Genomic DNA, 26,536 nt, shown 5'->3' on the forward strand with positions numbered 1-26,536 from the left:
AAGATGTATACACGTTCAGTGGTATTTTGGCTGTCTGCATTGACGGCTACGTCCACGTTGGCAGCAGACGTTTCAGTTGCCACTTCACACCCACCAGCTTCAACCTTGAAGCAAGGCTACTTTATCGACGCCCCAGTGACTGGCCTGTATTACAAAACCAGTTCCAATATCACTGGCGTCACTCAGCAAGGAGCATTTCATTACCAACCCGGTGATGTAATTAGCTTCTTCCTTGGTAACGATGATAAAGGTTATCTGCTGACGACCTTATCAAGCCAAGAAGTGCTGACGCCGACGATGGCGACAACCAAACCTAGCCGCAGCATCAATATGACGCGTCTGCTGCTTTCTCTCGACAGCACGCCTGAGAATCGTGAGGAAATTGTCCTAGCAAACCGTGTGCTGTCTGATCCTCACTTTCAAAGCCAGCTCAAAGGCCTTGATCTCAATTACCTGGATGACGCTAAACGCTACCTCAATCTCGATTGGGTATCTGTCAATGAGGCGATTGAGCACCTAAACGAAAGCCAGCAGTACATTGAAAAAAACTTTTCCTCTGATGAGATCATTTTTGAACCTCGCGACATGACGTTCAAAAACATCGTCATCAAAAAGAAGGATTGGCAAGGCCGCGCTTGTGCTTACGATCTACGCTATCAGCATCATCCCAAATATCGTCCTCCTATTGGTGAAACTCGATTCACCATCACCAAAGACTCATTGATTGAACACCCAAGCATTGGCGACCATTTTCAAGGCTGCTTCCTCTCGATGAAGCGCCCTATCACGGAAGATGTCGTCGAACCGATAAGCAAGTTTGCGGATTGGTTTAATATCGTTGGTTGTTCAATCACAGGGTGCACCCGCAACGACTTGAATGGCTTCTCTCTCGAAGACTTCGATGATGAAGGTGACTGGAAGTACCGCTCCGTTGCCCTCAATTTTGATCCGAGCACCGAGTTATTGATGGAAAAAGTACAAGGTCTCGGGCGTAAAAAAAACATCCAACACAATAACCGCACAGAAATGCTCTGGTTTACGTATCCAAATACTAGCGAACACGATATTGACTACCTCGGTGTGTGGCAGCAAACCGAATACCACCAACAGTCCATGACACAATCGTGCCTATTGATGCGCCATCAACAAGTCATGCGACTGCCGCAAAATACGGACACCTGCCCAACCGATACAAGCCTGTACACCCAAGATGTTACCCGCGAATTTGCCGACATGTGGTGGGTCAACAATAGCGCCCCCAAAGCCGAACTCGCGCAAATGAACGTCATGGTACGTTGGTCAACAACCCCATCCGAAATCAATTACACCACCTGGGAATACTTGCCTGCTGGTGCAACTTGGGAGCAAGGCATTTTATATCGCTATCAACAAGATGTTCTCCGCAACCAAGACGGTTCCGATCGCATTGAAACCCACACCATTTCTGAATTTGTCAAAGTGAGCGAGGATGTATAACCATGGCAACAGCAGTAGCACTGACACAAATCATTCAACAATGGCAATCTGGTGATAAACGAGCTGAGAGCGAGCTCTATCAGTTTGCTTATTTACAGTTGCGTAAGATCGCCCAACACGAGCGTGAACGAAATGCAGAAAAGTACGGCACCGACAACAAAGTACTGGCAGACAGCGTCAACAGCACCACGGCATTAATTCATGATGCTTACCTGAAAATGTCCAACTGCGACATGAGTGAAATTGAAACAAAGCGCGATTTCTTTTTGATGGCCGCCAAAGTGATGCGTCAAATCTTGATCGACAACGCACGCTCGCACCAAGCACAAAAGCGTCAACACATTACATTGATGAGAGATGAAGAAGATCGTTTCGAGCAATTGATTATCATGGATAAAGCTCTGGATAGTTTCAGTAGCCGCTATCCACGCCAATCGAGCGCACTCAAACTCAAGTATTTAATGGGCATGAAAAACCAAGAAATCAGTGAGCTACTCGAGTGCAGCGCAAGCCTGATAGAGAAAGACCTCAAATTCTCTCGCAGTTGGCTACAATCACGAATGGCGCACACGTAATCATGAACAAAAAGCTTTGGATAATCGGCGCAGTATGCGTCGGTTTGTTCGGTATTTACTTCATTTCAAACAAACACAATTTGGCATCTGTGAAAGACTCGTCAGACAACGCCGACAAGTCAACCCAGCAAGCACATCGTCAATATGAGCGCACATCTTTAGTTGAAGTAAAGCAAGCGTTGACAGGTTCTGCGTTGGATCGCACTCCTAAAAAGACGGGAGATGACGCATTTAACTCCGCCCTTTTAGGACAACCTGGCCCTGTTACGAATCCATTTCATACCACAGAAGACAACACGTTTTACGAGTCAGCATTGGGTGATAAGAACAGCCGACCACAAGAGGACCCATCAGAGAATAATAAACCCATCATCAACCTCACTGTGGAACAGCAGCTACAAACCATTATTTATGCTTGGGAGCTGAAACAAAACTCTCCGGTGAGTTATTCGCTCAACCTTAACCAGCTTTTTGAAGACCCAGATGGCGATCTCCTCACCACTCAGATTTGGCTTGAAAACGCCAATGGGTTAAGAGTCCTCAACCAAGGACAAATGATGGTACAAGGAGCGCCTGAGGAAATAAAAACCACCACATATTTGGCGGTAGCAGCGCGCGATGATTATCACGGTAATAGCGATCATGCATGGGTCACAACGCGCTTTGAGTTACCCGTTATCACACCCGATCAAAATGACACAGAACATCCGTTAGTTGGCGATGTAGTTTATCGCCTAGAGACGACACAAAATCTTGCCGGTATCGCGTACGCGTATGAAGTGGTGTATTGCGAGGCCTTTCAGTTTGAGGGGGGCGAAGTAAGTTATGCCGCCTCACACAACAAACGCCAGTGTCCTGAAAAGGGAGACTTGAAAAAAGTGGGCAAGTACAAAATCAGTGATGACTCGTTGATCGTTTATGTCCAAGGTGTACGCCAAATTTGGACCATCAAAAAAGAATACCCATCTCAGGTTCATGAAGATACTCGGAACTACTTCATCACCGTGTTTGATGGTAAACAATTCGAAAGCTATACCATGCAAAAGAACAAGCAGTCCATGGAAAAGCGCATCAATGTCCACACTGGCGAGTACGAATATCAAGGAACGTCGTTTGACTACCTCTTCCCAATTTCAGGAGGAGGTTACATAAACGGGACTGCTAGCAACTACATATTTGATAGAAGTGTTCAGGGTAACGAACCAGTGCACAAACTGGACTCTGATCTCAATATGAAATCAAATCAACATGACCTCTTTTGTCATGATTATTTATTTTACTGGTACAGCTCTATCGTAGCTGGGCGAGGAGAGTTTGCCGATATTATCTCTAGCTCAATGGATTTTGACAACGTGACACCAATACATTGTGCTGACTGGCCAGATAATTACTGGCAACGAACATTTATGTTTTACAACCTTGAATACACAGATTACGACATATTCATTCCAGGCGAAGTCTACAGTTATGTGCTTAAACCTCACCCTCAATTTGCTGATCGCGTTGAGGAATTTAAGATCAACATGATTTATCACGCCCCTGTCCTTAGAGACACCCAATAAACCTTTTTTACCGGTGGTTATATTAACAAAACAATCATTCCCAAAATAAAACTGGAACCGTGATCAAATTATAAATTTTCCATCATAGACAAAAAATAGAAATAAATTTTACGGGTTTTGTGCGGATTTTCGTGTCTTGAACCTAAGCTCAATAGTCATTAAAAAGACACCACTCTCTTATATCTCACTAGTGAGATATAAAGAAAAAAATAATAAAAAAAGCGACTTTCTCATTCGGAAACGAAACAAGGACAAATAAATAATGAATAAGGTGAGTTTACTAGCAGCGTCAGTGGCTATCGCTCTTACAGGCTGTGGCGGTTCAGATGGTGGTTCAAACAGTGCTAACGACGGCGTTGTGATCACAGGTTTTGACGGCTACTTCAAGCATGCCGTTGTTTTTGAAGATACGAACAACAACGGCCAATGGGACACTCAAGAAACATTCCTTGGTCTGACCGATGAGAAAGGTCAACTGAAATTGGATGCAAAACCAGAAAGCACTCTAGCGCTACAGACCATCACACCAAACGGTTCAAAGCAGAAACAGCTCATCGCCTTGGATGCGAAAGAGTACGCTGGCAAATACACGGTTGATATGGATCATCCAGGCCAAGCTATGGCGCACGAAATCGTATTCCGTGCACCAACATCGTCAAACGTGATTTCACCTATCACGGATCTTGTGGCGATTGAAATGGCAAAAGATCCAGCCATTAGTGAAGAAGATGCGAAAGCGAAAGTAAACCAAGCGCTAGGAGGCTCAGAAGAAGCACCAATTGATCTGTACAGTGATTTTGTTGAAGGTGCGACAAAAAACGCCGAACTACATAAAACCGCTCAGATTCTGACCGACTCGAAAGCACAAAACCCAACGAACTACGAGAAAAAAGCCACGGAGTTTGCTCAAGCGGCAAACCAAGAAGTGGAACGTCTTGTTGCATCTGGCGAAAACATCAATGACCCAAATCTACGTCCAATCATCACTGACGCGACCCCAGACAGCGACACCTTAGCACCTGAAACGGCAGTTAATAACAAGCTAACCATAAACAAAATCGTCGAAAAGGCAGCTAAAGATAAGCTAGAAAAACTACCAAAAATCGTACAAGGCGTGGACTTTGATGGCTTAGAGCTAGACATTGAAGGTCTATTTGCAGACAAAGACCAAAACCTTGTGACAACCAAACTGACGCACAGCTTTGCAGGCACAGGCATTGAAGTTGTGCAAACTGGCAACCTGATTGTTCTACATCCAACTGCAATCGTAGAGAAAGCTGGTGATTTTGAGATTGTTCTAACGGCGCAAGACATTGATTCGTCAGGTAAGGTTTTGGGTACGGTAAGCACCGTATTTCAGTTCGAAATCGAATCGGCAAACTTACCACCAATGGTTGTAGAAACAGAACAAGCGCGTCTGCAGTCCATCGTTGATGGTTGGTACCTACAACAAGGTGAAGTGTTTGAACAAACACTCGATATTTCTGGTTTGTTCCAAGATAAAGACGGTCAAATTACCGACTACTCAGCGGACTATGTAGACATTGAAGGTCTAACAGTATCTGAGGATGGTAATGCAATTATCACCATTAAAGGCACACCAACAAAAGCAGGTGAAGCTGGAGCAGTACTTGCGATTAGCGCAACAGATGGCCATACCGCGGTACAAATTGCGCTCAGCATGCCAACGGTTATCGAAGGCGTCACGCCACCACCAGTAGTACCGACTTTGGGCTTCACTCACGAGCACTTCAACGGTCAAGAATGGAAAATGGGTAGCTTTGCACAGAAAGATGGTGAAATTGGCTACGCCATGTTGATGCAAGATTCTGAAGGCCTACTATTCTGCTGGGGTTCAAACCACGATGAGATGAATCAAGAGTACAAAGCGAACATCAGTGACTTCCTAAAAGACACATGGGAACACGATGCTTACGCCATTCTTGCCGATCTGGACCAACAAACTGGTTACACGGAATACAACAATAAAGACTGTAACGACGTTGAGCTGAAAGACGGTAAGCTATACAACAGCTACGGCGACGAGTATGAAATGTTGTACCAGCACAAAACCGAGCATAACGGCACTCAAATGATCGTTAAAATATCAGATGATGAGCTGTTCTGGATGGACTCAAGCAATACCCCATTTGCAGAATCACTTTCGGTTGCAGAACACATCAAACACGGCACGGTAGAGCATGACTTGATGGTAGAAAGTAATGGCACAGGCGACGACACAGTCCTGAAATACTCGTCAGGTGCGTACGAATACGACACTGATACTTACAACTACACTTCGTTCATGCCAACAGGATTCCAAACTCCAGGTAATTGGGAAATCCAGAATGATGAAGACCGTGAACTGCTGATTCTAGAAGAAACAGGCTCAGAGTCAGATTACAAAACTCGTCATCGTTACATCAACCGCGATTTTGGTGACTTTTATATTGGTATTCGTTGGAGTAAAGAACAAAACGGTCATGAATCCGCACCGGAATATGGTCTGTACTCTAACAGCAAAGAAGCCATGACAAGCATCGCGAGTTCACTACCGATTTTGGAGCCTGGTGATGATGACTAAAGCAACCATCGTTAACCCTTGCTGTGATAGCGTGCATTTGCGTAGAAGACGCAGAACACTTTGGGAACGATTGGTCGGCATCAAAGAAGTGTATATCTGCTCTAACTGTCACAAAGAAACGCCACTCAAATAGCGATAATATTTGAGACCGCAAAAAAGCCCCGAACTCGGGGCTTTCTTCTATATTTTGACCGCAATATCTGAGTCGTTATTTCACGCACACCACGTTCAACAATGAGGTCCCGGTGAGCTGATTGGGCTCACGATCGGCGAACAAACCTTTCTTATCTTTGCCCCAATACGGCAGTTGCAGTGGCCATTGATTTTTTTCCATCACCCCAGACGCCCTCAGCGCTTTAAACTCTGCAGGGTTAGCTAAGTTCATACCCAGTTGCTGACATACTTTGTGCGAGTTTTCGTAGTTGAGGCGGTTCCACGGCTTACCATGTTCCATGTAAAACTGATTATGGTGATCGAGTAAATATGGGACCACGTACGTTTTGCCCTGCACTGAAGTTCTCAACCGAACTTCAATGTCATCATTTCCAGTGACAATTGGCTTCGCTTTGGTCTTAGCAACAGGCGTAGACGAAGAGCTATCACGCGAACTTTTTGCCTTGGTATCTGGCTTCTCTGCCCGCGCTTTAAAGGCGTCGGTATCAGCTCGCACAGCAGGAACTGGCGCGGGTTTCGGGGTCACCGTCGGTGTTGGCTTAACCGAAGATGCGGCTGATTTCGACGATACAGTAGATTTAGGTGTAGGTGGTGTTACTGGTTGTTTCGTCCCTTTCCCAACCACTCGGATGAACGCCTCTTTGTAATTCGACAAGGTTTTGACTCCTCGTAAGTCATCCCTCGCATCAGACAATGCCTTGTAAGGTCCAATCAAACAGCGATAGCCTTTGGATTCAGGCTTCATCCATACGTCAGTCGTGATTTTACTATAGAGAGGCTTAGCTTTCGCGAGAGACATAGGCTTGGGTAGCAATCCGCATTGAATCCAGTAGAGGTAGTTGCCCCCCTGCGGCACTTTCTTTCCCCATACTCCGTTACCAATTGGGCACGTTTTCTCAAGCATCGGTAATTCTTTCTCGCTGGCTTGAGTGGCTTGGCAAAGGAACTCCTCCGCCGATACTGGGCTAGAAAACTGGGCGCATACTAGCAACAAACCCAAAGCCAGGCTTGCTTGGAAGATACGAGATGGGTGTTGTGCCTTCTTCATTTCCATACACTTCACTCTAAATTAGTGGGTAAGGTCATTATGGCGGCAAAGCGCCAAAAAAATGTGAACAAAGAATAACTAGCAAAAAAAGAGCCGGAATTTGCATCCGGCTCTCAGTTTAGGAAGGAATTAAGTGAATTTACAACGCTTGGTGGGAAAATTCTTATCCTTTGTACAGTTTCGGGTTGAATACATCACGTAGCCAGTCGCCCAACAGGTTGATAACCAAAACCAATGTTACTAGCACGATGCCAGGGAAAGCAGTAATCCACCATGCACCAGAGAAGATGTAGTTAAAGCCGATGCTGATTAGCGCACCCAGTGACGGCTGATCGACTGGCAGACCCAAACCTAGGAATGACAGCGCCGCTTCCGACATGATCGCGTTCGCTACCTGTACCGTCGAGATAACCAAGATTGGCGATAGACAGTTCGGCAGAATGTGACGGAACATGATTCGAGGCGCTTTAAAGCCCATCACACGCGCCGCTTCGACGTATTCTTTCTTTTTCTCTGCCAATACCGAGGCACGAATAGTACGTGCGTATTGCGGCCATTCTGCCACACCGATGATCACCACCAGCATGACCACCGCATATTGGCTGTAAAAATCACTGCCAAAGCTGGCTTTGAAGATAGCTGACACGATGATCGCGACCATCATGGTCGAGAACGACAACTGTACGTCTGCAAAACGCATCAAGAAGCTATCGATACGGCCGCCGAAATAACCCGCCGACAAACCAATGATGATACCCAGTACCAACTGAAGGCCAACCGCCAGGAAGCCGATGGTTAGAGACAGACGAGAGCCGTAAAGAATGGTCGATAAAATATCACGGCCTTGCTCATCAGTACCCAACACAAAGCGCTCATCGCCATCTTCCATCCACGAAGGTGGCAACTCAGAATCCATGATGTCGATAGACGTCAGATCGTACGGGTCTGTTGGCGCAAGAATCGGTGCAGCCAATGCCAATACTAAGAACATCATAAAGACGGTAAAACTCGCCATCGCCACTTTGTCGCGTTTGAAGTAATACAGAAAATCTGACTCTTTGAAGCGCTGCCACGTTGATGGAGCAGGAGCTGGTGTTAAATTTGATTGGCTCATGATTAAGCTCCTTTTCCAGTTAGGTTCACAGTTGGGTTGATGATGCCGTACAGCAAGTCAACGATGGTATTGGTTACCACGAAGATCAGACCAACAAAGATAACGTAGGCAGTGATCAGCGGTGTATCTACACGGTTGATTGCCTCTAGGAAAAGGAAGCCAGTGCCCGGCCATTGGAACACGGTTTCAGTAAGAATGGTGTAGGCCACCATGGTACCAATCTGCACGCCACCTACCGTCAATACTGGTAGCATGGTGTTCTTAAGTGCATGTTGGTAATAAATCTTTTGTAAGTTCAAACCTTTTGCTTTGGCGAACTTAATGTATTCCGAACTCAGAACTTCCAGCATTTCTGAACGTACCAAGCGGATGAACAACGGCAGCATGATAGACGCTAGCGCAATACAAGGTAGGATGAGGTGCTTGATACCATCAATGGTAAAGAAGCCAGATTCCCAACCGAGTACGTTAGCGGTTTCACCTCGCCCATAGGAAGGCAACCAACCAAGTTCTATGGAGAAGACATACATCAGCATGATTGCGGTTAAGAACACCGGAATCGAGATGCCGACACTGCTCATCGCCATGACAAATTTGGTAAAAACACTCTTAGGATGAATCGCAGAGTACACCCCAAGCGGAATAGAGAAAACAATGATGATAAGCGTCGCGCCAAACACGAGCTCTAATGTAGCTACCAGCTTGTCGAGAATCACCTCAACCGCAGGTCGCTTAAAAAAATATGAGGTACCCAAATCACCTTGCAGTGCATTACCCACAAAGCGCGTGTACTTTGTGATAAAGGGATCGTTCAGGCCCAAGTCGTCGCGTAGCGCTTGACGCTCCGATTCCGAAACCGACTGACCTACAAGCTCACGCAGCGGATCACCCAGGTTGTCCTGAATGGCAAACGCCACCAAACTGATCACAAACATCACTATCAGTGCCTGAAACAGGCGCTTGACCAGAAACGAAAACATTCCTTGCCCCTTAACTATCCATAGATCTCTAAATTAGAGAGAAAATTCAGTCTAAATAACCAACTCAATCCGACTGAAACAAAACTGAGTCGAGTGCTTTAAGTTGAGGAGGGAAATCCATCCCTCCTCAAAGTCGACTAACCGTGATTATTCAACCACTAGGTCACCGAAGTAAGGCATTACCATTGGGTTAACGATATCTGCTGCTTTCACGTTAGACTTCGCGCCCCATGCTTCACTTTGCCAGTGTAGCGGTACGAATGCTGCGTCGTTGTATAGTGTCGCTTCTACGCCCTTCAGCATTTCTGCACGTTTCGCAGGGTCCGTCTCTACGTTCGCAGCTTCAACCACTTTGTCCATTTCTGGGTTTGAGTAGTAACCACAGTTGTACTGACCACGACCGGTTTCTTCGTTACGAGTCATCGTTAGGAACTCGTTGAAGTTCGCTGAGTCTTCTGTATCTGAGTGCCAACCGATCATCAGCATGTCTGCCGCACACTTGTCGAACTCAGGCCAGTACTGCGCTTTTGGCATGGTCTTCAGATCAACCTTGATACCGATCTTAGACAACATTGCCGCCGCCGCTTGTGCTACTTTCGCATCGTTCACGTAACGGTTGTTTGGTGCGATCATCGTTAGCGTCAGGCCGTTTTCGTAACCCGCTTCTTTCATCAGTTCTTTCGCTTTCTTCAAATCGTAGCGAGGAACCAGTTTGTCATCGTGACCTACGTAACCTGCCGGGCTTTGCTGACCAGCGGCCGTTGCGAAACCTTTCATGATTTTCTTCACGATACCTTCGTTATTGATTGCGTGAACAATCGCTTGGCGAACGCGAACGTCTTTCAATGCTTCGTTGCTGTTTTGGTTTAGTTGGAACGTGATGATACGAGTACCAGGTAGCGTAACTAGGTCGATGCCGTCAGCATCTTCAACGCGTTTGTGGTCGTTTGGCGCTACAGGGTGAATCATGTCAACACCGCCAGAAAGCAGCGCTGCTACACGAGTTGCGTCTTCTTTAATTGGCACAAGCGTTAGCTTATCAACGTTACCTTTCGACTCTTTGTCCCAGTAATCTTTAAAGCGTTCAAATTCCACTTTTACGCCCTGTTCACGAGAAGTCACAATGAATGGACCCGTGCCAGAAACGTTAGTCGATGCGAATGAATTACCGTGCTTCACTAGCTCAGACTTATCTTTGCCGTCCGCAGTTTTGCCAGTGTAGAACTTGCTGTCCATTGGGAAAATGTACGTTGCGGTTTGCAGCACTAGTGGGTAAGGACCTTTAGTTACAAGATCGAACGTGTTGTCGTCAACTTTGACGATTTTCTCGTACGGGTCGAAGATGTTTTTAAAGTCAGGAGAGCTTTGTAAACGCTGGAACGTCCACACGACGTCGTCAGCCGTTAGAGTATTGCCAGAATGGAATTTCACACCTTCACGCAGTTTGAAACGAACAGTCGTATCGTTAATACGTTCCCAGCTTTCCGCTAGGCGAGGCTCGAAATCCATTTTTTGAGTAAAGCGAACCAACGGATCAAATACCATGTGTGACATTTGCAGTGTGCCACCTGATAGCTGCTCATGTGGGTCAAGCGATACTGGGTCAGCTGCATAGCCAACTTTGATATCTGCTGCCATTGCGTTAAAGCTTAGGCCCGCAGCCATTAGCGCCACTGCTAATTTGCTTTTCATGGTTTTCATTTGCATAACTCCTTCATGCGGGGATACGGATCCCTTGTTGTTGTGTTTGCGTCTTTGTTATGACTAAAGGTTAGCCAAGCGAATTGCTTGGTTTATGCCGTTTCGATCTCTTCTCGCAAGCCTGTAAACTCCGGCATCAGAGAAATCAATTTTTTGCTGTATTCGTGTTGAGGTGCCGTGAATAACTGTTCTGTTGGTGCCACTTCTAAAAGTGTACCCATTTGCATCACACCTACTCGGTCACACATCTGACGAATAACAGGTAAATCGTGGCTGATAAACAACATAGTCAAGTTCAGCTCACTTTGCAGATCTTTCAGCAAGTTTAGAATTTGTGCCTGTACCGATACGTCCAGTGCTGAGGTCGGTTCATCACAAATCAAAAGTCGAGGACGAGTCGCCAACGCACGCGCAATAGAAATACGCTGACGCTGACCACCGGAGAATTCATGAGGATACTTTAGCCCAGCCATTCGACCCAAACCAACATGATCCAATAGGTCATTCACGATTTGGCGAGTTTCCGACTCGTTTTTCGTCAATTTATGAAAACGGATTGGCTCAGCAATAATATCAAATACCTTCATACGAGGGTTCATTGAAGTATACGGGTTTTGGAACACCATCTGCATTTGACGACGCATCGGGCGGCGCTCTTTCTCAGAGGTTAAAGCGGTCAGGTCAATGCCCTCGAATTTCACCTGACCAGAGTTAGGTTGGTATAAACCAGCAATCACACGTGCAATGGTCGATTTACCTGAACCAGACTCGCCCACCAAACCAAAGGTTTCGCCTTCGTGCACTTCAAAGCTCACATTATTAGATGCTTGCACGTATTCTCGGCGGCTCTCGAACAAAGAGTCTTTGGTCACAAAGCGAAGATTGACGTTCTTCACGTCCAAAAGCGGGCCAGTGTACTCACGCTCATCTTGGCTTTGTCCTAACCAGTGGTTCTTGATATCGAGTGGCTCCATTTCCGCCGCTTCTTCTATATAGCTTACTAACGGGAAACGATCTAGCTTTCTGTCTGAACGTGGTACCGCTGAAATTAGACTGCGAGTATAAGAGTGATCAGGATCGCCCAATACTTTGGCTGTTGGTCCAAACTCCACTAAGTCACCACGATACATTACCGCCACGCGATCGGTGACATTGGAGACGACACCCATATCGTGAGTAACCAACATACAGCCGACATTGTTCTTGATACACAGCTCGCGGATCAAGTTGAGGATTTGGTCTTGGATAGAAACGTCTAACGCCGTAGTTGGTTCGTCCGCAATGATCAGATCTGGCTCACCAGCCAAAGCAATCGCAATGACGACACGCTGACGCATACCACCAGAGAATTGGTGTGGGTATTGTTTCAAGCGGTTTTCTGGCTGCGGGATGCCAACTTGCTGCATCAGAGAAAGTGCACGCTGATACGCCTCTTCATCAGAGACTTTCATGTTGGCGTGGATCGTCTCTTTCAGCTGCTGCTCAACCGTAAAAAGTGGGTTAAGTGAGGTCATTGGATCTTGGAAAATAAAACCAATTTTCGATCCGCGAACCTTACGCATCGCTTCTGGTGATAAACCAGAAATTTTTTCTCCATCCAAGAATACATCACCGCTAGCAACGCGACCTGGAGGGCTAAGCAAATCAATAACGGCGTTACCAACGGTGGATTTACCCGCACCTGATTCGCCAACAACACCCACGATTTCACCACGTTCAATATGAAAAGAAAGTGACTTCACGGCAGCGTGAACGCCGTGTCGGGATGGGTATTCAATACGAAGGTTTTTCACTTCTAATAGTGACATTTCAGACCTCTACTGCCTTGTCTGTGGTATCGAATCGCGCCAAAGGCACCATTCATCAACTGAATGAATCCGTTCAAATTCAGAATAATACTCTGAAATCTTAATGCGGAAATAATTTGGCAAAAATCACACAAAAAAGCAACAATTAAAGTATATTCCGCCGAAAAAACATTAAATAAACGCACAATTAGCGAATAAAAATGCATTAACAAGTATTTAACCATTTTCATATCACACTATTTTTGTGCGTCATGCACCAATAAAACTAGAAAAATGCTCTAAAAGTAAACATGAGCTAAACAAGATCATTAACCATATTATTCATGTGCATTTATTAACATTTAACAAACAATATCATATGCAAAAAGTGTTTTTTCAACATAAAAAACTATTAATAAAATAGTCGGCAAATACAAAAAGCCAAACTTAGGAAGAGAAAGGATAGGTCAAAACGTGAACAAAACAGCAAAACCACACAAATCCTGCTCCAACGCAGATTATGCGCCACTTAAGCGGTTTATTGACTAAGCAAAGGAAAGTACCGCTATCCTCATTCGTACGTCATAAGAAAACTCGCCGGTTTTAACCCTTTACGACACAATTGAGAGTGGGATAATAGATGAACAGTGTCAAAGCCAAGCCGTAAATAAAAGGAGCCCCTGTGCTTAAAGCGATTTTTTTTGATATGGACGAGACTTTATGTGCAACGTCACAAGCCGATAAAGTTGCAGGACAAGCGTTTACAACTTGGATTCATAAGACCTACCCACAAGTTACCGAGCCAAAAGCGTTTTTGCAGCGCTACTTACAGGGTGTATACAAAAAGCTGAATGCTGAGTTCCCTCACCTTGTGGCTCTGCTACCCGATGAAAATGCCTTCCGTTGTGGCCTGATCCAAAACATCTTGGCGGAGCAAGGCGTCAGCATCACTGCAAAAGAGGCTCAACAAGCTCAAGACTACTTTGACTCTGCACGTATGGGCGCGTTCACCTTCTTCCCTGGTGTAAAAGAAATGCTCAGCGACCTTCGTCAACATTACAAACTCGTCGTGATCACTAACGGTCCGATTTTTTCTCAACACCCTAAATTAAACGCGACACAAATGAGCAACTGGGTGGACCATATTATTGTGGGAGGAGAAGAGCCAGAAGAGAAACCTGCTACAAGTATTTTCCAAAAAGCGCTCGACTTGGTCGAAGTAAAACCAGAAGAGGCTCTACACGTGGGCGACTCTTTACCTGCTGACATTGCTGGCGCTAACAATATGGGCATTTTGAGTGTGTGGGTGAATGCGACAGGCGCAAGCAACTCAACGGATATAACGCCAAGTTTTGAAATCCAAGAAACGGTAGAACTGAAAGAAATCCTTAAAACACTCGCCCAATAAAATCAGCGGATTAGAAAACTACAAAACCCCAGACACTGCTCTGGGGTTTATTTTGTCAGCTCGAAAAGCATTTGGATCATAGGTGGTTAAAAGCCCCTAAAGCTGTACACTTTTGGGGAAAATTGAAATGGAATGCCGATTCTTTTCAGGAGAGATGCAAAAAAGCCCCAGTCTTTCGACTGAGGCTCTAAATAGCGGTCGGTGAAGAGCCGAATTCTAACTTCAGGCGAACCCCACTTGGGTTCAAATCCATTGATACATTACCGACTAATACAGTCCAAGCGAGATCATAAACTCTAAAACGACGAAAGCCTGCTAAAAAGCAGGCTTTCTAATAGTGGTCGGTGAAGAGGGATTCGAACCCCCGACCCTCTGGTCCCAAACCAGATGCGCTACCAAGCTGCGCTATTCACCGAACTGTATTTGCTGATTTTCTCAAATCAGACAGGACACTTCAACTAAGAAGTCACCTTAATTAATGGGGTGGCTAACGAGATTCGAACTCGCGACCACCGGAATCACAATCCAGGGCTCTACCAACTGAGCTATAGCCACCATCAATTTTTGCTGTTTACCGCTCTATTAGAGCCATAAACTAAATAGTGGTCGGTGAAGAGGGATTCGAACCCCCGACCCTCTGGTCCCAAACCAGATGCGCTACCAAGCTGCGCTATTCACCGACGATGTTTTATCTTGATTGAATCAAGATTGGGAGCAATGCTACCGCATTCAATCTAAAAAAGAAAGAATGGGGTGGCTAACGAGACTTGAACTCGCGACAACCGGAATCACAATCCGGGGCTCTACCAACTGAGCTATAGCCACCACTGATTTTTACCGATGTATCCTCCGAGGCAATGGTACGCCCGAAAGGATTCGAACCTTCGACCTTTGGCTCCGGAGGCCAACGCTCTATCCAACTGAGCTACGGGCGCATGCCCTATCGGCGGAGTGGAATAATACGGATATCACACTATGCCGTCTAGTACTTTTTTTACTTTTTTTATCGTTTGGTCTCTTTTTCGACAGTTATCTTCCGTTAAAGTGGATTTTTGATGTGATTCACGCCCTGTCATGGATAACTTGTTGTTTATTGCAACAAGTTATCGGGATATAATCACCCATTATTTACATTGATTTAACAGCTGCAACCAAGTTGTCTAATCATTCTATGCCATTCAGTGGAATTTAATGATTTCTCTGCTCGGCATTAATACTCTAACTATATAAATAGGTAAGTCACTTACCTCGGGAATGTGAAGTGGGTTTAATGGATATGTCTCGACAAATGATTAGCGTTTTGTTCGCTGCCTTAACGTTTTCTACGGCAGCTTTAGCTTCTGACATCAGCCAAACTGAATACGATGCGATCGCAGAACGCATCCAACCTGTCGGTGATGTTTATCTAGCAGGTTCTGAGCCAGTGAAAGAAGAACCAACCGGTCCACGTGATGGCGCCACAGTTTATGGTACTTTTTGTATTGCTTGTCACGCATCTGGTGTAAACGGCGCACCTAAAACAGGTAATGCCGATGATTGGGCACCGCGTATTGCACAAGGCAAAGATACGTTAGTGAAGCACGCATTAGAAGGCTTCAATGCGATGCCAGCCAAAGGAACCTGTATGGACTGTTCTGACGATGAAATCATCGCAGCAATTGACCACATGATTGAAGGTCTATAAGTAAAGACATCAACGAAAAAGGCTTGCCAGTTGGCAAGCCTTTTTGTTTTTAATCAGTGAGAACAAGGTTACTTTACTTCTTAAACATTGCTCGAATATTGGCAATGTGTGCTTGACCTTTCGCCATACGTTCTTCCGCTGATACTGGCTTTTTGTTTACTTCCCATTCAACGTCATCAAATGGTAACTCATCCAAAAAGCGGCTTTGAGTCGGCTTGATCAACTCGCCGAACTGTCGACGCTCTTTGCACATAGTGAAAGTCAGTTCACGTTGCGCGCGAGTAATACCAACGTACATCAGGCGACGTTCTTCTTCCACGTTATCTTCATCAATACTGGTTTGGTGCGGTAAAATACCTTCTTCGGACCCAATTAAGTATACATATGGGAACTCAAGGCCTTTTGAGGCGTGCAAGGTCATCAGTTGTACTGCATCACTGTCTTCATCTTCTTCACCGCGCTCCATCATGTCACGCAAGGTCAAACGTTGAACGACTTCTTTTAACGTTTTCTCTTCTTGATCGTAGTTGTCACCCTCTAGGTCCGCCACTATCCATGAATAAAGGTCAGAAACGTTCTTCATTCGCATTTCAGCGGCTTTTGGACTTGCTGAAGTTTCGTATAGCCAATCTTCATAATGGATATCACGAACTAGCGAACGAACCGCTTCGACGGTATCACCACGCTCAGCTTGATCAGCAATCGCCACTAGCCATTGGGTGAAACGACGCAAGTTTTCTAGACCACGTCCCGTTAGGTGCTGTTCGAGCCCCATTTCAAAGCTCGATTCAAACAGGCTCTTCCCTCGCATATTGGCATAACTGCCTAACTTCTCTAACGTTACTGGGCCAATTTCACGTCGTGGAGTATTCACAATGCGCAAAAATGCATTGTCGTCATCCGGATTAACCAAAACGCGCAAATACGCCATGATGTCTTTAATCTCTGCGCGCGCAAAAAACGAGGTGCCGCCAGAAATTTTATACGGTACGCGGTTTTGCATCAGAGACTTTTCAATCAAACGTGATTGGTGGTTACCACGATATAGAATCGCATAATCTTTATATTCGGTACGGTTTAGGAACTTATGCGCAATTAGTTCACCCGTTACGCGCTCTGCTTCATGCTCTTCATTTTTAGCCAACAACACTTTGAGTTTTTCACCGTCAGGAATTTCAGAGAACAAGGACTTCTCATAGACGTGAGGGTTGTTAGCTATCAAAATGTTGGCCGCACGCAGGATTCGACTCGTTGAACGGTAGTTTTGCTCTAGCTTAATCAAACGCAAATTCGGATAATCTTCACCCAGCAACACGAGGTTCTGAGGTTTCGCACCACGCCATGAATAAATAGACTGATCGTCATCCCCTACAACAGTCAATCGCCCACGTTCTCCGACAATTAATTTGACCAGCTCATACTGACTCGTGTTGGTATCTTGATACTCGTCAACCAGTAGGTAACGGATACGATTCTGCCAACGCTGACGAACATCTTCATGATTACGTAAGAGTAAAACGGGCATCAAAATTAGGTCATCAAAATCAAGCGCGTTATAGGCTTTCATTTGCTTTTGGTACATATCAAAACAGAACGCAAACAATTGTTGCTGTTCACCTTGCGCACGCGCTTTGGCTTGCTCTGGCGTCAACATGTCGTTTTTCCAGTTGGAAATACAACTCAGAAGCTGACGTAGCAGATCTTTATCACCATCAAGCTGCTTTTCGGTAAGTTCTTTGAGTAGCGCTAGCTGGTCTTGGTCATCAAACAGTGAGAAGCCCGCTTTCAACCCTAAATGCTTGTACTCACGCTTGATGATGTTCAATCCTAAAGTGTGGAATGTTGATACCATCAAACCTTTAGACTCACCTTTCCCTAACGTTTGACCTACACGCTCCTTCATTTCACGTGCTGCTTTGTTGGTAAACGTCACCGCCGCAATGTTACGCGCTTTGTAACCACATTGCTGAACCAGATAAGCGATTTTATTGGTAATAACACGAGTTTTGCCCGAGCCAGCACCAGCTAGCACTAGGCATGGACCAGACACGTATTTCACGGCTTCATCTTGACTAGGGTTCAGCTTCATAGAAATTCTCTGCGGGTGATGAATGTGGCGCCTATGATAAAGGGGTGGCCTCGTGAAAGCTATGCTGATTTCTTGTAATTTTCACACCAATTAAGTGCAATATTCTGTTGCATAAATGGCGGGTATTTAAGCTATAATGAATGAACGTTCATTCACTAAAGGGTGACATTATGAAGGATAACCCTGCTGTAGATAAACGAGAACAAATCTTAGTCGCTGCTGAACAACTCATTGCTGAATCTGGTTTTCAAGGGCTTTCCATGCAAAAGCTCGCCAATGAGGCAGGTGTCGCAGCAGGGACGATTTACCGTTATTTCTCAGATAAAGAACATCTTTTAGAGGAACTACGCCTTAACGTTGCTAAGCGTGTTGCTACTGCGGTGCAACTAGGTGTTAGTGAAGAGATGCCTTTAAAACAGCGTTATCGAACCATGTGGCTCAATATTTGGAATTTAGCGAGCTCGAACTTAAGTGCGATCAGCAACCGAGTCCAATATGAGTCTTTACCCTGTTCAAATAGTAGCAAAGCTCGGGAACTTGAGAGACAAATGTTTGCCCAAGTAGATCTTCTTTTTAATCAGGGTAAAGATGAGGGAGTATTCAAGCTTCTCGATAACGAAGTACTTTCTGGATTAAGTTTTGAGGCAAGTGTTGCACTTGCTCGGAAACACGCTTTGGGATTTTATCAACTGGATAAGACGGCATTAGAGGCCGCTATTGAAGCCAGTTGGGATGCAATTATTAAACACTAACTTGGAGTTCTTAATAGAATGAAAAAGTGGACTTTCTTTATGTTACTTATCGCCGTTCTCTTGTTCGGCAGCGTGATAGGTTTCAATTTATTTAAGCAACAAAAGATCGCTGAATACATGGCAAACCGTCCTGAACCTGAGTTCCCAGTAACCGTGACAGAAGTGCAAGCGGTGGATTGGGTACCAGTCATCGAGGCAATTGGTTTTATCGAGCCAAACCAAGGCGTGACGGTAGCGAACGAAACGAGCGGTGTTATCGATAAAATCGCGTTTGATTCCGGTACTCAAGTTAAATCGGGTCAGCCATTAGTGTTGCTTGATTCTGAAGTCGAAAAAGCAAATTTGAAGAGCTCGCAAGCTAAGTTGCCAGCGGCAGAAGCGAAATACAAACGCTACCAAGGCCTATTCAAAAAAGGCTCTATTTCTAAAGAAGCGTATGACGAAGCAGAAGCAAACTACTTCTCCTTAAAAGCGGATATTGAAAGCCTGAAAGCAACCATCGACCGACGCGAAATCAAAGCGCCATTTGATGGTGTGGTAGGTATTCGTAACGTGTACCTCGGTCAGTACCTACAGGCGGGCACCGATATTGTTCGCCTTGAAGATACCAGCGTGATGCGCTTGCGCTTCACCGTGCCACAAACCGATATTTCACGTATCAATATCGATCAAGAAGTGGATATCTTTGTTGACGCTTATCCAGACCAACCTTTCAAAGGGTCTATTTCTGCGATTGAACCAGCTGTAAACGTACAAAGTGGCTTGATTCAGGTTCAAGCGGATATCCCTAACAGTGACGGCAAACTACGTAGTGGTATGTTCGCGCGTGCAAACATCATTCTGCCTAAATTAGAAAATCAGGTCACGCTACCTCAAACCGCGATCACATTTACGCTGTATGGCGACAATGTTTACATCGTAACAGAAGAAGATGGCGAAAAACGCGTTAAGCAGCATGTGGTAAAAGTTGGCGAACGCTCTAAAGATATCGCACACATTCTAGAAGGCGTGAAGCCAGGTGATGTAGTGGTGACATCGGGTCAAGTCCGTTTGAGTAACCATGCGAAAGTAAGCATTGTCGAAAGCGATGCAACTACCCCACCTGCTGAAACACCAATGCTTTAAGTTGGAGGCATCATGCGCTTTACAGATGTTTTTATAAAACGTCCAGTTTTAGCGGTATCGATCAGCTTTTTGATTGCATTGCTTGGTTTGCAAGCGGTGTTCAAAATGCAGGTTCGTGAATACCCTGAAATGACGAATACGGTGGTCACCGTGACCACCAGTTACTACGGTGCAAGTGCCAACTTGATCCAAGGCTTTATTACTCAGCCATTGGAGCAAGCGGTAGCGCAAGCCGATAATATTGATTACATGACTTCGCAATCGGTACTGGGTAAATCGACCATTACTGTCAACATGAAGTTGAATACTGATCCAAATGCGGCGTTGTCTGACATTCTGGCGAAAACCAACTCGGTACGTTCACAGCTACCAAAAGAAGCCGAAGACCCAACCGTAACCATGTCGACAGGTTCGACAACGGCGGTACTGTACATCGGCTTTACGAGTGACGAGTTATCTTCAAGCCAGATCACTGACTACCTTGAGCGTGTAATCAACCCGCAGTTGTTCACCGTAAACGGTGTGTCCAAAGTTGACCTGTATGGTGGTATGAAGTACGCACTGCGCGTATGGCTAGATCCTGCCAAAATGGGCGCTTTGAAGTTGACCGCAACCGATGTGATGAGCGTTCTTAACGCCAACAACTACCAATCTGCAACCGGTCAAGCGACGGGTGAGTTCGTGCTTTATAACGGTAGCGCAGATACTCAGGTATCAAACGTTGCTGAACTTGAAGCATTGGTCGTGAAAACTGGTGAAGGGGATGTCATCCGCCTAGGTGATATCGCTAAAGTAACGCTAGAGAAGAGTCACGACGTTTATCGCGCAAGTGCAAACGGTCAAGAAGCTGTGGTTGCAGCGATCAACGCAGCGCCAAGTGCTAACCCAATCAACATTGCAGCAGACGTACTTGAACTGTTGCCTCAGCTCGAGCGCAACCTACCAAGTAACATCAAAATGAACGTAATGTACGACTCAACTATCGCCATCAACGAATCGATTCATGAAGTAGTGAAAACGATTCTTGAAGCAGCAGTAATCGTACTTGTGGTTATCACACTGTTCCTAGGTTCATTCCGCGCGGTAATCATTCCTATCGTGACCATCCCACTTTCATTGATTGGTGTGGCAATGGTGATGCAGGCAATGGGTTTCTCTTGGAACTTGATGACGCTACTGGCGATGGTGCTTGCCATCGGTCTAGTGGTGGATGACGCGATCGTTGTACTAGAAAACGTTGACCGTCACATCAAAGAAGGGGAATCGCCATTCCGAGCTGCAATCATTGGTACGCGTGAAATTGCGGTTCCAGTTATCGCGATGACATTGACGCTAGGTGCAGTGTACGCGCCAATCGCATTGATGGGTGGTATCACCGGTTCATTGTTCAAAGAGTTCGCTTTGACACTGGCAGGTTCAGTATTCGTATCCGGCATCATCGCTTTGACACTATCACCAATGATGTGTTCGAAGATGCTGAAAGCGAACGAGAAGCCAAGCAAGTTTGAGCAAAAAGTTCACCATATCCTTGATGGCATGACCACTCGTTACGAAGGCATGTTGAAAGCGGTAATGGCTCATCGTCCGGTTGTTATTGCGTTTGCAATCATTGTATTTGCAAGCTTACCGGTCTTGTTCAAGTTTATTCCTAGCGAACTAGCACCATCTGAAGATAAAGGTGTGGTCATGCTGATGGGTACCGCCCCATCAAACGCGAACTTGGACTATATCCAAAATACCATGGATGACGTAAACCAAATACTCTCAGATCAACCGGAAGTGGAATACGCACAGGTCTTTAATGGTGTACCAAACTCAAACCAAGCGTTTGGCCTAGCAACATTGAAGCCTTGGAGTGAACGAGAGGCAAGCCAATCTGAAATCACGAAACGTGTGGGTGGCCTAGTATCAAGTGTACCTGGTATGTCTGTCACTGCATTCCAAATGCCAGAGCTTCCAGGTGCAGGCTCAGGTCTACCTGTTCAGTTTGTAATTACAACACCAAATAGCTTCGAGAGCTTGTTTACTATCGCTAGCGATATTCTAACCGATGTTGCAAGTAGCCCAATGTTTGTCTATTCCGACCTGGATTTGAACTACGATTCAGCAACGATGAAGATCAAGATCGATAAAGACAAAGCGGGTGCCTACGGTGTGACTATGCAAGACATTGGCATCACCCTCAGCACGATGATGGCAGATGGTTATGTAAACCGAATCGACCTGAATGGCCGCTCGTATGAGGTGATCCCTCAAGTTGAGCGTAAATGGCGTCTAAACCCAGAATCGATGAAGAACTACTATGTACGCTCTGTGGATGGTAAAGCGGTTCCATTAGGCAGTCTGATTACCATTGATGTGGTGGCTGAGCCTCGCTCTTTGCCACACTTCAACCAGCTAAACTCAGCGACTGTGGGTGCAGTACCATCGCCTAGTGTTGCTATGGGTGACGCAATCGACTGGTTTGAGAATATTGCACAAACCAAGCTGCCTGCAGGCTATAACCACGATTACATGGGTGAATCTCGTCAGTTTGTAACGGAAGGTAGTGCCTTGTATGCAACCTTCGGTCTTGCACTTGCGATCATCTTCCTCGTTCTGGCGATTCAATTTGAATCACTCCGCGACCCTATTGTCATCATGGTATCTGTACCTCTGGCAATCTGTGGTGCCTTGATCGCATTGGCCTGGGGTACAGCCTCGATGAACATCTACTCGCAGGTTGGTTTGATCACGCTGGTCGGCCTAATAACCAAGCACGGTATCTTGATCTGTGAAGTAGCCAAAGAAGAGCAGTTACATAATAAACGGTCTCGTATTGATGCGGTGATGGAAGCTGCGAAAGTGCGTCTTCGCCCTATCCTAATGACCACTGCTGCGATGATCGCAGGTCTTATCCCGCTGATGTACGCAACAGGTGCAGGTGCCGCGCAACGTTTCAGTATCGGTATCGTCATCGTTGCTGGCCTTGCAATCGGTACACTGTTCACACTATTTGTACTACCTGTGATTTACAGCTACCTAGCTGAAAAACACAAACCTCTGCCAGTATTTGTTGAAGACAAAGACTTGGAGAAGTTAGCGCGAGTTGACGAAGCGAAAGCAGCTCATCGTGAATTAGCGGATAACAGATAAGCTATTAAGGCATTCAAAAAGGTCACTTCGGTGGCCTTTTTTATTGCCGCTCTCTTTTTTGCCATCTAAGTGGCGACTTTCACGTATCATTTACTTAAAATGAGGACAAATCAAAAGGAGTTTTAGCCACTATGTTTGACCCAAAGAAATTAGAGCAAATTGCTAAACAGATTCACGACTCAATGCCTCAACCTGTAAAAGAGTTGGGCTCTGATGTCGATCAGAAAGTTCGTCAAGTAATCCAAGGCCAGCTAAACAAGCTAGATGTTGTAAGTCGCGAAGAGTTTGATGTTCAAACTCAAGTTTTACTACGTACACGTCAAAAGCTAACAGAAATGGAACAGAAGTTGGCGCAACTTGAAGAAAAGCTTGCTGAAAAATAAGTATCAAAGCGCTCCTCACAAAGGAGCGTTTTTCTTATCGGCGCGCAGATAAATCGGCTAAAAACAAAAAGGCTTGGTCAACGGCGACCAAGCCTTTTGATTAGATGTTGTGTTTTATTTTGTATTTATCACTCCAGTCTGCCTGGAGTTTATCTACTGCGTTACTTGAGACTAAGTAAATTACGCTGTATTAAGGTTTCATTTCTAGGAGAAGGCGCGGACTTTACGATAGTAAACGAGCACCTTCGACACCAAAATGGAACCTTAAGGCCAGTCATTTAGCCGCCCACCGCGATACGCTTCATATCAGTCATGTAACCACGTAGCTCTTCACCGATGTACTCTACAGGGTGGTTACGGATTGTTTCATTCACAGCGATGAGAATCGCGTTATCCACTTGGTTAGACGTTTCACCTAAACCTTTACCAATTACGTCAGTATTTACGGCTGGCATAAACTTCTCACGTAGAAGCGGCGTTGCTACGTTAGCGAACAGGTAGTTACCGTATTCCGCAGTGTCTGAGATAACCACGTTCATCTCGTATAAACGCTTACGTGCGATAGTGTTTGCGATAAGTGGCAGCTCGTGTAGAGACTCGTAGTAAGCAGACTCATCGATGATGCCAGATGCCGTCATCGCTTCGAATGCTAGCTCAACACCCGCACGAACCATAGCAACCATCAAGATACCGTTATCGAAGTACTCTTGCTCAGAGATTTCTACGTCAGTTTCTGGGTAGTTTTCGAAAGCAGTTTCACCTGTTTCTGCACGCCAGCCTAGTAGATTTGCATCGTCGTTTGCCCAGTCAGCCATCATAGTGCTAGAGAAGTGACCGGTGATAATGTCATCCATGTGCTTGTTGTATAGCGGACGCATCAGTTCTTTTAGCTCTTCAGAAAGCTCAAATGCTTTCACTTTTGCAGGGTTAGTTAGGCGATCCATCATGTGAGTGATACCACCAAACTTCAGTGCTTCAGTGATGGTTTCCCAACCGTATTGAAGAAGCTTACCAGCGTAGCCAGGATCGATACCATCAGCAATCATCTTCTCGTAACATACGATAGAGCCAGCCTGTAGCATGCCACAAAGGATAGTTTGCTCACCCATTAGGTCAGATTTCACCTCAGCAACAAAAGAAGACTCTAGACAGCCTGCACGGTGACCACCGGTTGCTGCAGCCCAAGCTTTCGCGATATCCCAACCTTCACCTTTTGGGTCGTTCTCTGGGTGAACAGCGATAAGAGTCGGTACACCGAAACCGCGCTTGTATTCTTCACGAACTTCCGTACCTGGACATTTAGGTGCAACCATTACTACCGTTAGGTCTTTACGGATTTGCATGCCTTCTTCAACAACGTTGAAACCGTGAGAGTAACCTAGTGCTGCGCCTTCTTTCATTAACGGCATTACCGTCTCAACAACGTTTGTGTGCTGCTTATCTGGAGTAAGGTTTACTACTAGATCAGCTTGTGGAATTAGCGTTTCGTAGCTACCTACCTCAAAACCGTTGTCTTTTGCGTTTTTGAATGACTGGCGTTGCTCATCAATCGCGGCTTGGCGAAGCGCATAAGCAACGTCTAGACCAGAGTCGCGCATGTTCAGACCTTGGTTAAGACCTTGAGCACCACAACCTACAATGACTACTTTCTTACCTTTCAGATAATCCGCTTCTGAAGCGAACTCACTGCGGTCCATAAAACGACAACGACCTAATTGGTCCAACTGCTCGCGCAAGTTTAGGGTATTGAAATAATTAGCCATCTGGGTGCTCCTTTGAGATTCTTCCATTGAGGTCAGTAATTGCCTTACCGAATAACTTCATACTAAAACAGACATGAGATTGCTTAAAGTGATATATTCACAATTAGTTATTGCAATTTATGCAACATGGAAATGAAAATTTAATGAATATCAAAAGCCTGCAACTTTTCATTCATCTCTGTGAGAGTAAAAGTTTCGCCAAGACCGCAGCGGCAATGCATATTAGCCCTTCAGCCTTAAGCCGACAGATACAAAAATTAGAGGAGGAAACCAGCCAACAATTGTTTTTACGCGACAACCGTAGCGTTGATTTAACTATCCAAGGTAAAAAGCTAGTCCCAGTCGCCTTAAAGATTCTTGGCGAATGGCAGCAGTATCAGAGTCACCTGAAGGGAACCGAGGATGAATTGAAAGGAGAAATCCGTCTCTTTTGTTCTGTTACTGCAAGCTACAGCCATCTTCCGGAGCTAATCTCTGACTTTCGTATTCAGAACCCTTTCATTGAGTTCAAACTATCAACCGGCGATCCAGCTCAAGCGATCGACAAAATACTAGCAGATGAAGCCGATATTGCCATATCAGCCAAGTCAGAACAGATGCCAAATAAAATCGCATTTGAAACGATCAGTGAAATCCCACTTTCTGTCATCGTACCTGTTGGGGTTAGTGCGTTTGCTGAAGAGCTACAAAAAGAAAAACCAGACTGGTCGGTCATTCCATTCATACTCCCAGAAGCAGGAACGGCAAGGGACAGGGCCAATACTTGGCTCAAACAAATGAAAATAAAGCCAAAGATCTACGCACAAACCTCCGGACATGAAGCCATCGTAAGTATGGTTGCATTGGGGTGTGGAGTAGGTATAGCACCTGATGTTGTAATTAACAACAGTCCGGTAAGAGAAAAGATAAATCGTTTAAAAGTCTTACCAATTAAACCTTTTAAACTTGGTGTTTGCTGCAACAAAACTCAGCTGGAGAATCCGCTTGTTAAAGCCTTTTGGAAGGTTGCAGAGAGCAAGTATATCGCACCTTAGATGAACACTTTTTAGGTATAAAGTGAGCTAATTTTAAAACTCTATAGATGCAAAAAAGCCCGCTCTTTCGAGCGGGCTTCTTAAATTTAAAGCCTGGCGATGTCCTACTCTCACATGGGGAAGCCCCACACTACCATCGGCGCTATTTCGTTTCACTTCTGA

General features: G+C 45.4%; 19 protein-coding genes and 5 tRNA genes. 12 read left to right on the top strand and 12 right to left on the bottom strand.

What is annotated here, in order from left to right; all coding sequences use genetic code 11:
* Positions 1-3 precede the first annotated feature (3 nt).
* The 5 genes from R7093_RS12470 to R7093_RS12490 all read left to right on the top strand — a co-directional run bounded on the left by R7093_RS12470 (position 4) and on the right by R7093_RS12490 (position 6,330).
* Entirely contained in the window at positions 4-1,476 is a 1,473-nt protein-coding gene (locus tag R7093_RS12470; RefSeq protein ID WP_213908239.1) for a chromosome partitioning protein ParA, read from the top strand.
* Between the two features lie 2 nt (positions 1,477-1,478).
* A complete protein-coding gene (locus R7093_RS12475; RefSeq protein WP_005379118.1) occupies positions 1,479-2,051 on the top strand; it encodes a sigma-70 family RNA polymerase sigma factor in 573 nt (190 codons plus the stop codon).
* Positions 2,052-2,053: 2 nt separating this feature from the next.
* Entirely contained in the window at positions 2,054-3,613 is a 1,560-nt protein-coding gene (locus R7093_RS12480; protein ID WP_213915132.1) for a hypothetical protein, read from the top strand.
* Between the two features lie 262 nt (positions 3,614-3,875).
* Positions 3,876-6,197, top strand: coding sequence for an acid phosphatase (locus tag R7093_RS12485; RefSeq protein WP_104979898.1), 2,322 nt, complete (start codon positions 3,876-3,878; stop codon positions 6,195-6,197).
* Entirely contained in the window at positions 6,187-6,330 is a 144-nt protein-coding gene (locus R7093_RS12490; protein ID WP_012841245.1) for a hypothetical protein, read from the top strand. The genes R7093_RS12485 and R7093_RS12490 overlap by 11 nt, the downstream gene beginning before the upstream one ends.
* Positions 6,331-6,405: 75 nt before the next feature.
* Here the strand turns inward: R7093_RS12490 and R7093_RS12495 are convergent, their stop codons facing one another.
* The 5 genes from R7093_RS12495 to R7093_RS12515 all read right to left on the bottom strand — a co-directional run bounded on the left by R7093_RS12495 (position 6,406) and on the right by R7093_RS12515 (position 13,022).
* On the bottom strand, positions 6,406-7,425 hold the full coding sequence (locus tag R7093_RS12495; protein ID WP_017636150.1) for an SPOR domain-containing protein: 1,020 nt from the start codon (positions 7,423-7,425) through the stop codon (positions 6,406-6,408).
* 157 nt (positions 7,426-7,582) lie between these two features.
* Entirely contained in the window at positions 7,583-8,533 is a 951-nt protein-coding gene (locus R7093_RS12500) for an ABC transporter permease (RefSeq protein WP_171343022.1), read from the bottom strand.
* 2 nt (positions 8,534-8,535) lie between these two features.
* The gene (locus tag R7093_RS12505; protein WP_005379110.1) at positions 8,536-9,513 is read right to left on the bottom strand and encodes an ABC transporter permease; all 978 of its coding nucleotides are present in this window, start codon (positions 9,511-9,513) and stop codon (positions 8,536-8,538) included.
* 147 nt (positions 9,514-9,660) lie between these two features.
* Positions 9,661-11,214: an ABC transporter substrate-binding protein gene (locus tag R7093_RS12510; RefSeq protein WP_005379109.1), complete on the bottom strand. Its 1,554-nt coding sequence runs from the start codon at positions 11,212-11,214 to the stop codon at positions 9,661-9,663.
* Between the two features lie 92 nt (positions 11,215-11,306).
* Complete coding sequence (locus R7093_RS12515; protein ID WP_005379108.1) at positions 11,307-13,022, bottom strand: dipeptide ABC transporter ATP-binding protein; 1,716 nt, start codon at positions 13,020-13,022, stop codon at positions 11,307-11,309.
* 661 nt (positions 13,023-13,683) lie between these two features.
* On the opposite strand from R7093_RS12515, the gene R7093_RS12520 reads away from it, so the two are divergent.
* Positions 13,684-14,409, top strand: a complete 726-nt coding sequence (locus R7093_RS12520; RefSeq protein WP_005379107.1) for an HAD family hydrolase — start codon at positions 13,684-13,686, stop codon at positions 14,407-14,409.
* Positions 14,410-14,747: 338 nt separating this feature from the next.
* Here R7093_RS12520 and R7093_RS12525 read toward each other — a convergent pair.
* The 5 genes from R7093_RS12525 to R7093_RS12545 all read right to left on the bottom strand — a co-directional run bounded on the left by R7093_RS12525 (position 14,748) and on the right by R7093_RS12545 (position 15,344).
* A tRNA-Pro gene (locus R7093_RS12525) sits at positions 14,748-14,824 on the bottom strand.
* A 64-nt stretch (positions 14,825-14,888) separates the two neighbouring features.
* Positions 14,889-14,964 (bottom strand) — tRNA-His (locus tag R7093_RS12530).
* A gap of 48 nt (positions 14,965-15,012) precedes the next feature.
* A tRNA-Pro gene (locus tag R7093_RS12535) sits at positions 15,013-15,089 on the bottom strand.
* Positions 15,090-15,158: 69 nt separating this feature from the next.
* A tRNA-His gene (locus tag R7093_RS12540) sits at positions 15,159-15,234 on the bottom strand.
* Positions 15,235-15,267: 33 nt separating this feature from the next.
* Positions 15,268-15,344: transfer RNA gene (locus R7093_RS12545), tRNA-Arg, on the bottom strand.
* A 335-nt stretch (positions 15,345-15,679) separates the two neighbouring features.
* Here R7093_RS12545 and R7093_RS12550 point away from each other — a divergent pair.
* On the top strand, positions 15,680-16,093 hold the full coding sequence (locus R7093_RS12550) for a c-type cytochrome (protein WP_005384252.1): 414 nt from the start codon (positions 15,680-15,682) through the stop codon (positions 16,091-16,093).
* A 73-nt stretch (positions 16,094-16,166) separates the two neighbouring features.
* On the opposite strand, the gene rep is transcribed toward R7093_RS12550, so the two are convergent.
* The gene (gene rep / locus R7093_RS12555) at positions 16,167-18,182 is read right to left on the bottom strand and encodes a DNA helicase Rep (RefSeq protein WP_005379104.1); all 2,016 of its coding nucleotides are present in this window, start codon (positions 18,180-18,182) and stop codon (positions 16,167-16,169) included.
* A gap of 170 nt (positions 18,183-18,352) precedes the next feature.
* On the opposite strand from rep, the gene R7093_RS12560 reads away from it, so the two are divergent.
* From R7093_RS12560 to ubiK, 4 genes are all read left to right on the top strand, one after another.
* On the top strand, positions 18,353-18,934 hold the full coding sequence (locus R7093_RS12560) for a TetR/AcrR family transcriptional regulator (RefSeq protein ID WP_005384254.1): 582 nt from the start codon (positions 18,353-18,355) through the stop codon (positions 18,932-18,934).
* 18 nt (positions 18,935-18,952) lie between these two features.
* Positions 18,953-20,059 carry a multidrug efflux RND transporter periplasmic adaptor subunit VmeC gene (vmeC, locus tag R7093_RS12565; RefSeq protein ID WP_005379101.1) on the top strand — a complete coding sequence of 369 codons (1,107 nt, stop codon included), beginning with the start codon at positions 18,953-18,955 and terminating at the stop codon, positions 20,057-20,059.
* A gap of 12 nt (positions 20,060-20,071) precedes the next feature.
* Complete coding sequence (vmeD, locus tag R7093_RS12570; protein ID WP_005384257.1) at positions 20,072-23,194, top strand: multidrug efflux RND transporter permease subunit VmeD; 3,123 nt, start codon at positions 20,072-20,074, stop codon at positions 23,192-23,194.
* A gap of 131 nt (positions 23,195-23,325) precedes the next feature.
* Positions 23,326-23,577 carry a ubiquinone biosynthesis accessory factor UbiK gene (ubiK, locus tag R7093_RS12575; protein ID WP_005379099.1) on the top strand — a complete coding sequence of 84 codons (252 nt, stop codon included), beginning with the start codon at positions 23,326-23,328 and terminating at the stop codon, positions 23,575-23,577.
* A 278-nt stretch (positions 23,578-23,855) separates the two neighbouring features.
* On the opposite strand, the gene ilvC is transcribed toward ubiK, so the two are convergent.
* A complete protein-coding gene (gene ilvC / locus R7093_RS12580) occupies positions 23,856-25,340 on the bottom strand; it encodes a ketol-acid reductoisomerase (RefSeq protein WP_047103684.1) in 1,485 nt (494 codons plus the stop codon).
* Between the two features lie 143 nt (positions 25,341-25,483).
* Between ilvC and ilvY the strand changes: the two genes are divergently transcribed.
* On the top strand, positions 25,484-26,374 hold the full coding sequence (gene ilvY / locus R7093_RS12585) for an HTH-type transcriptional activator IlvY (protein WP_005379097.1): 891 nt from the start codon (positions 25,484-25,486) through the stop codon (positions 26,372-26,374).
* Positions 26,375-26,536 lie beyond the last annotated feature (162 nt).

The sequence above is a fragment of the Vibrio sp. 1580 genome (assembly GCF_033340055.1).

What these genes read in the sequence shown, in the direction of transcription:
- R7093_RS12470 (WP_213908239.1), top strand. Translation starts at nt 4, where the DNA reads ATGTATACACGTTCAGTGGTATTTTGGCTGTCTGCATTGACGGCTACG.
- R7093_RS12475 (WP_005379118.1), top strand. Translation starts at nt 1,479, where the DNA reads ATGGCAACAGCAGTAGCACTGACACAAATCATTCAACAATGGCAATCT.
- R7093_RS12480 (WP_213915132.1), top strand. Translation starts at nt 2,054, where the DNA reads ATGAACAAAAAGCTTTGGATAATCGGCGCAGTATGCGTCGGTTTGTTC.
- R7093_RS12485 (WP_104979898.1), top strand. Translation starts at nt 3,876, where the DNA reads ATGAATAAGGTGAGTTTACTAGCAGCGTCAGTGGCTATCGCTCTTACA.
- R7093_RS12490 (WP_012841245.1), top strand. Translation starts at nt 6,187, where the DNA reads ATGATGACTAAAGCAACCATCGTTAACCCTTGCTGTGATAGCGTGCAT.
- R7093_RS12495 (WP_017636150.1), bottom strand. Translation starts at nt 7,425, where the DNA reads ATGGAAATGAAGAAGGCACAACACCCATCTCGTATCTTCCAAGCAAGC.
- R7093_RS12500 (WP_171343022.1), bottom strand. Translation starts at nt 8,533, where the DNA reads ATGAGCCAATCAAATTTAACACCAGCTCCTGCTCCATCAACGTGGCAG.
- R7093_RS12505 (WP_005379110.1), bottom strand. Translation starts at nt 9,513, where the DNA reads ATGTTTTCGTTTCTGGTCAAGCGCCTGTTTCAGGCACTGATAGTGATG.
- R7093_RS12510 (WP_005379109.1), bottom strand. Translation starts at nt 11,214, where the DNA reads ATGAAAACCATGAAAAGCAAATTAGCAGTGGCGCTAATGGCTGCGGGC.
- R7093_RS12515 (WP_005379108.1), bottom strand. Translation starts at nt 13,022, where the DNA reads ATGTCACTATTAGAAGTGAAAAACCTTCGTATTGAATACCCATCCCGA.
- R7093_RS12550 (WP_005384252.1), top strand. Translation starts at nt 15,680, where the DNA reads ATGGATATGTCTCGACAAATGATTAGCGTTTTGTTCGCTGCCTTAACG.
- rep (WP_005379104.1), bottom strand. Translation starts at nt 18,182, where the DNA reads ATGAAGCTGAACCCTAGTCAAGATGAAGCCGTGAAATACGTGTCTGGT.
- R7093_RS12560 (WP_005384254.1), top strand. Translation starts at nt 18,353, where the DNA reads ATGAAGGATAACCCTGCTGTAGATAAACGAGAACAAATCTTAGTCGCT.
- vmeC (WP_005379101.1), top strand. Translation starts at nt 18,953, where the DNA reads ATGAAAAAGTGGACTTTCTTTATGTTACTTATCGCCGTTCTCTTGTTC.
- vmeD (WP_005384257.1), top strand. Translation starts at nt 20,072, where the DNA reads ATGCGCTTTACAGATGTTTTTATAAAACGTCCAGTTTTAGCGGTATCG.
- ubiK (WP_005379099.1), top strand. Translation starts at nt 23,326, where the DNA reads ATGTTTGACCCAAAGAAATTAGAGCAAATTGCTAAACAGATTCACGAC.
- ilvC (WP_047103684.1), bottom strand. Translation starts at nt 25,340, where the DNA reads ATGGCTAATTATTTCAATACCCTAAACTTGCGCGAGCAGTTGGACCAA.
- ilvY (WP_005379097.1), top strand. Translation starts at nt 25,484, where the DNA reads ATGAATATCAAAAGCCTGCAACTTTTCATTCATCTCTGTGAGAGTAAA.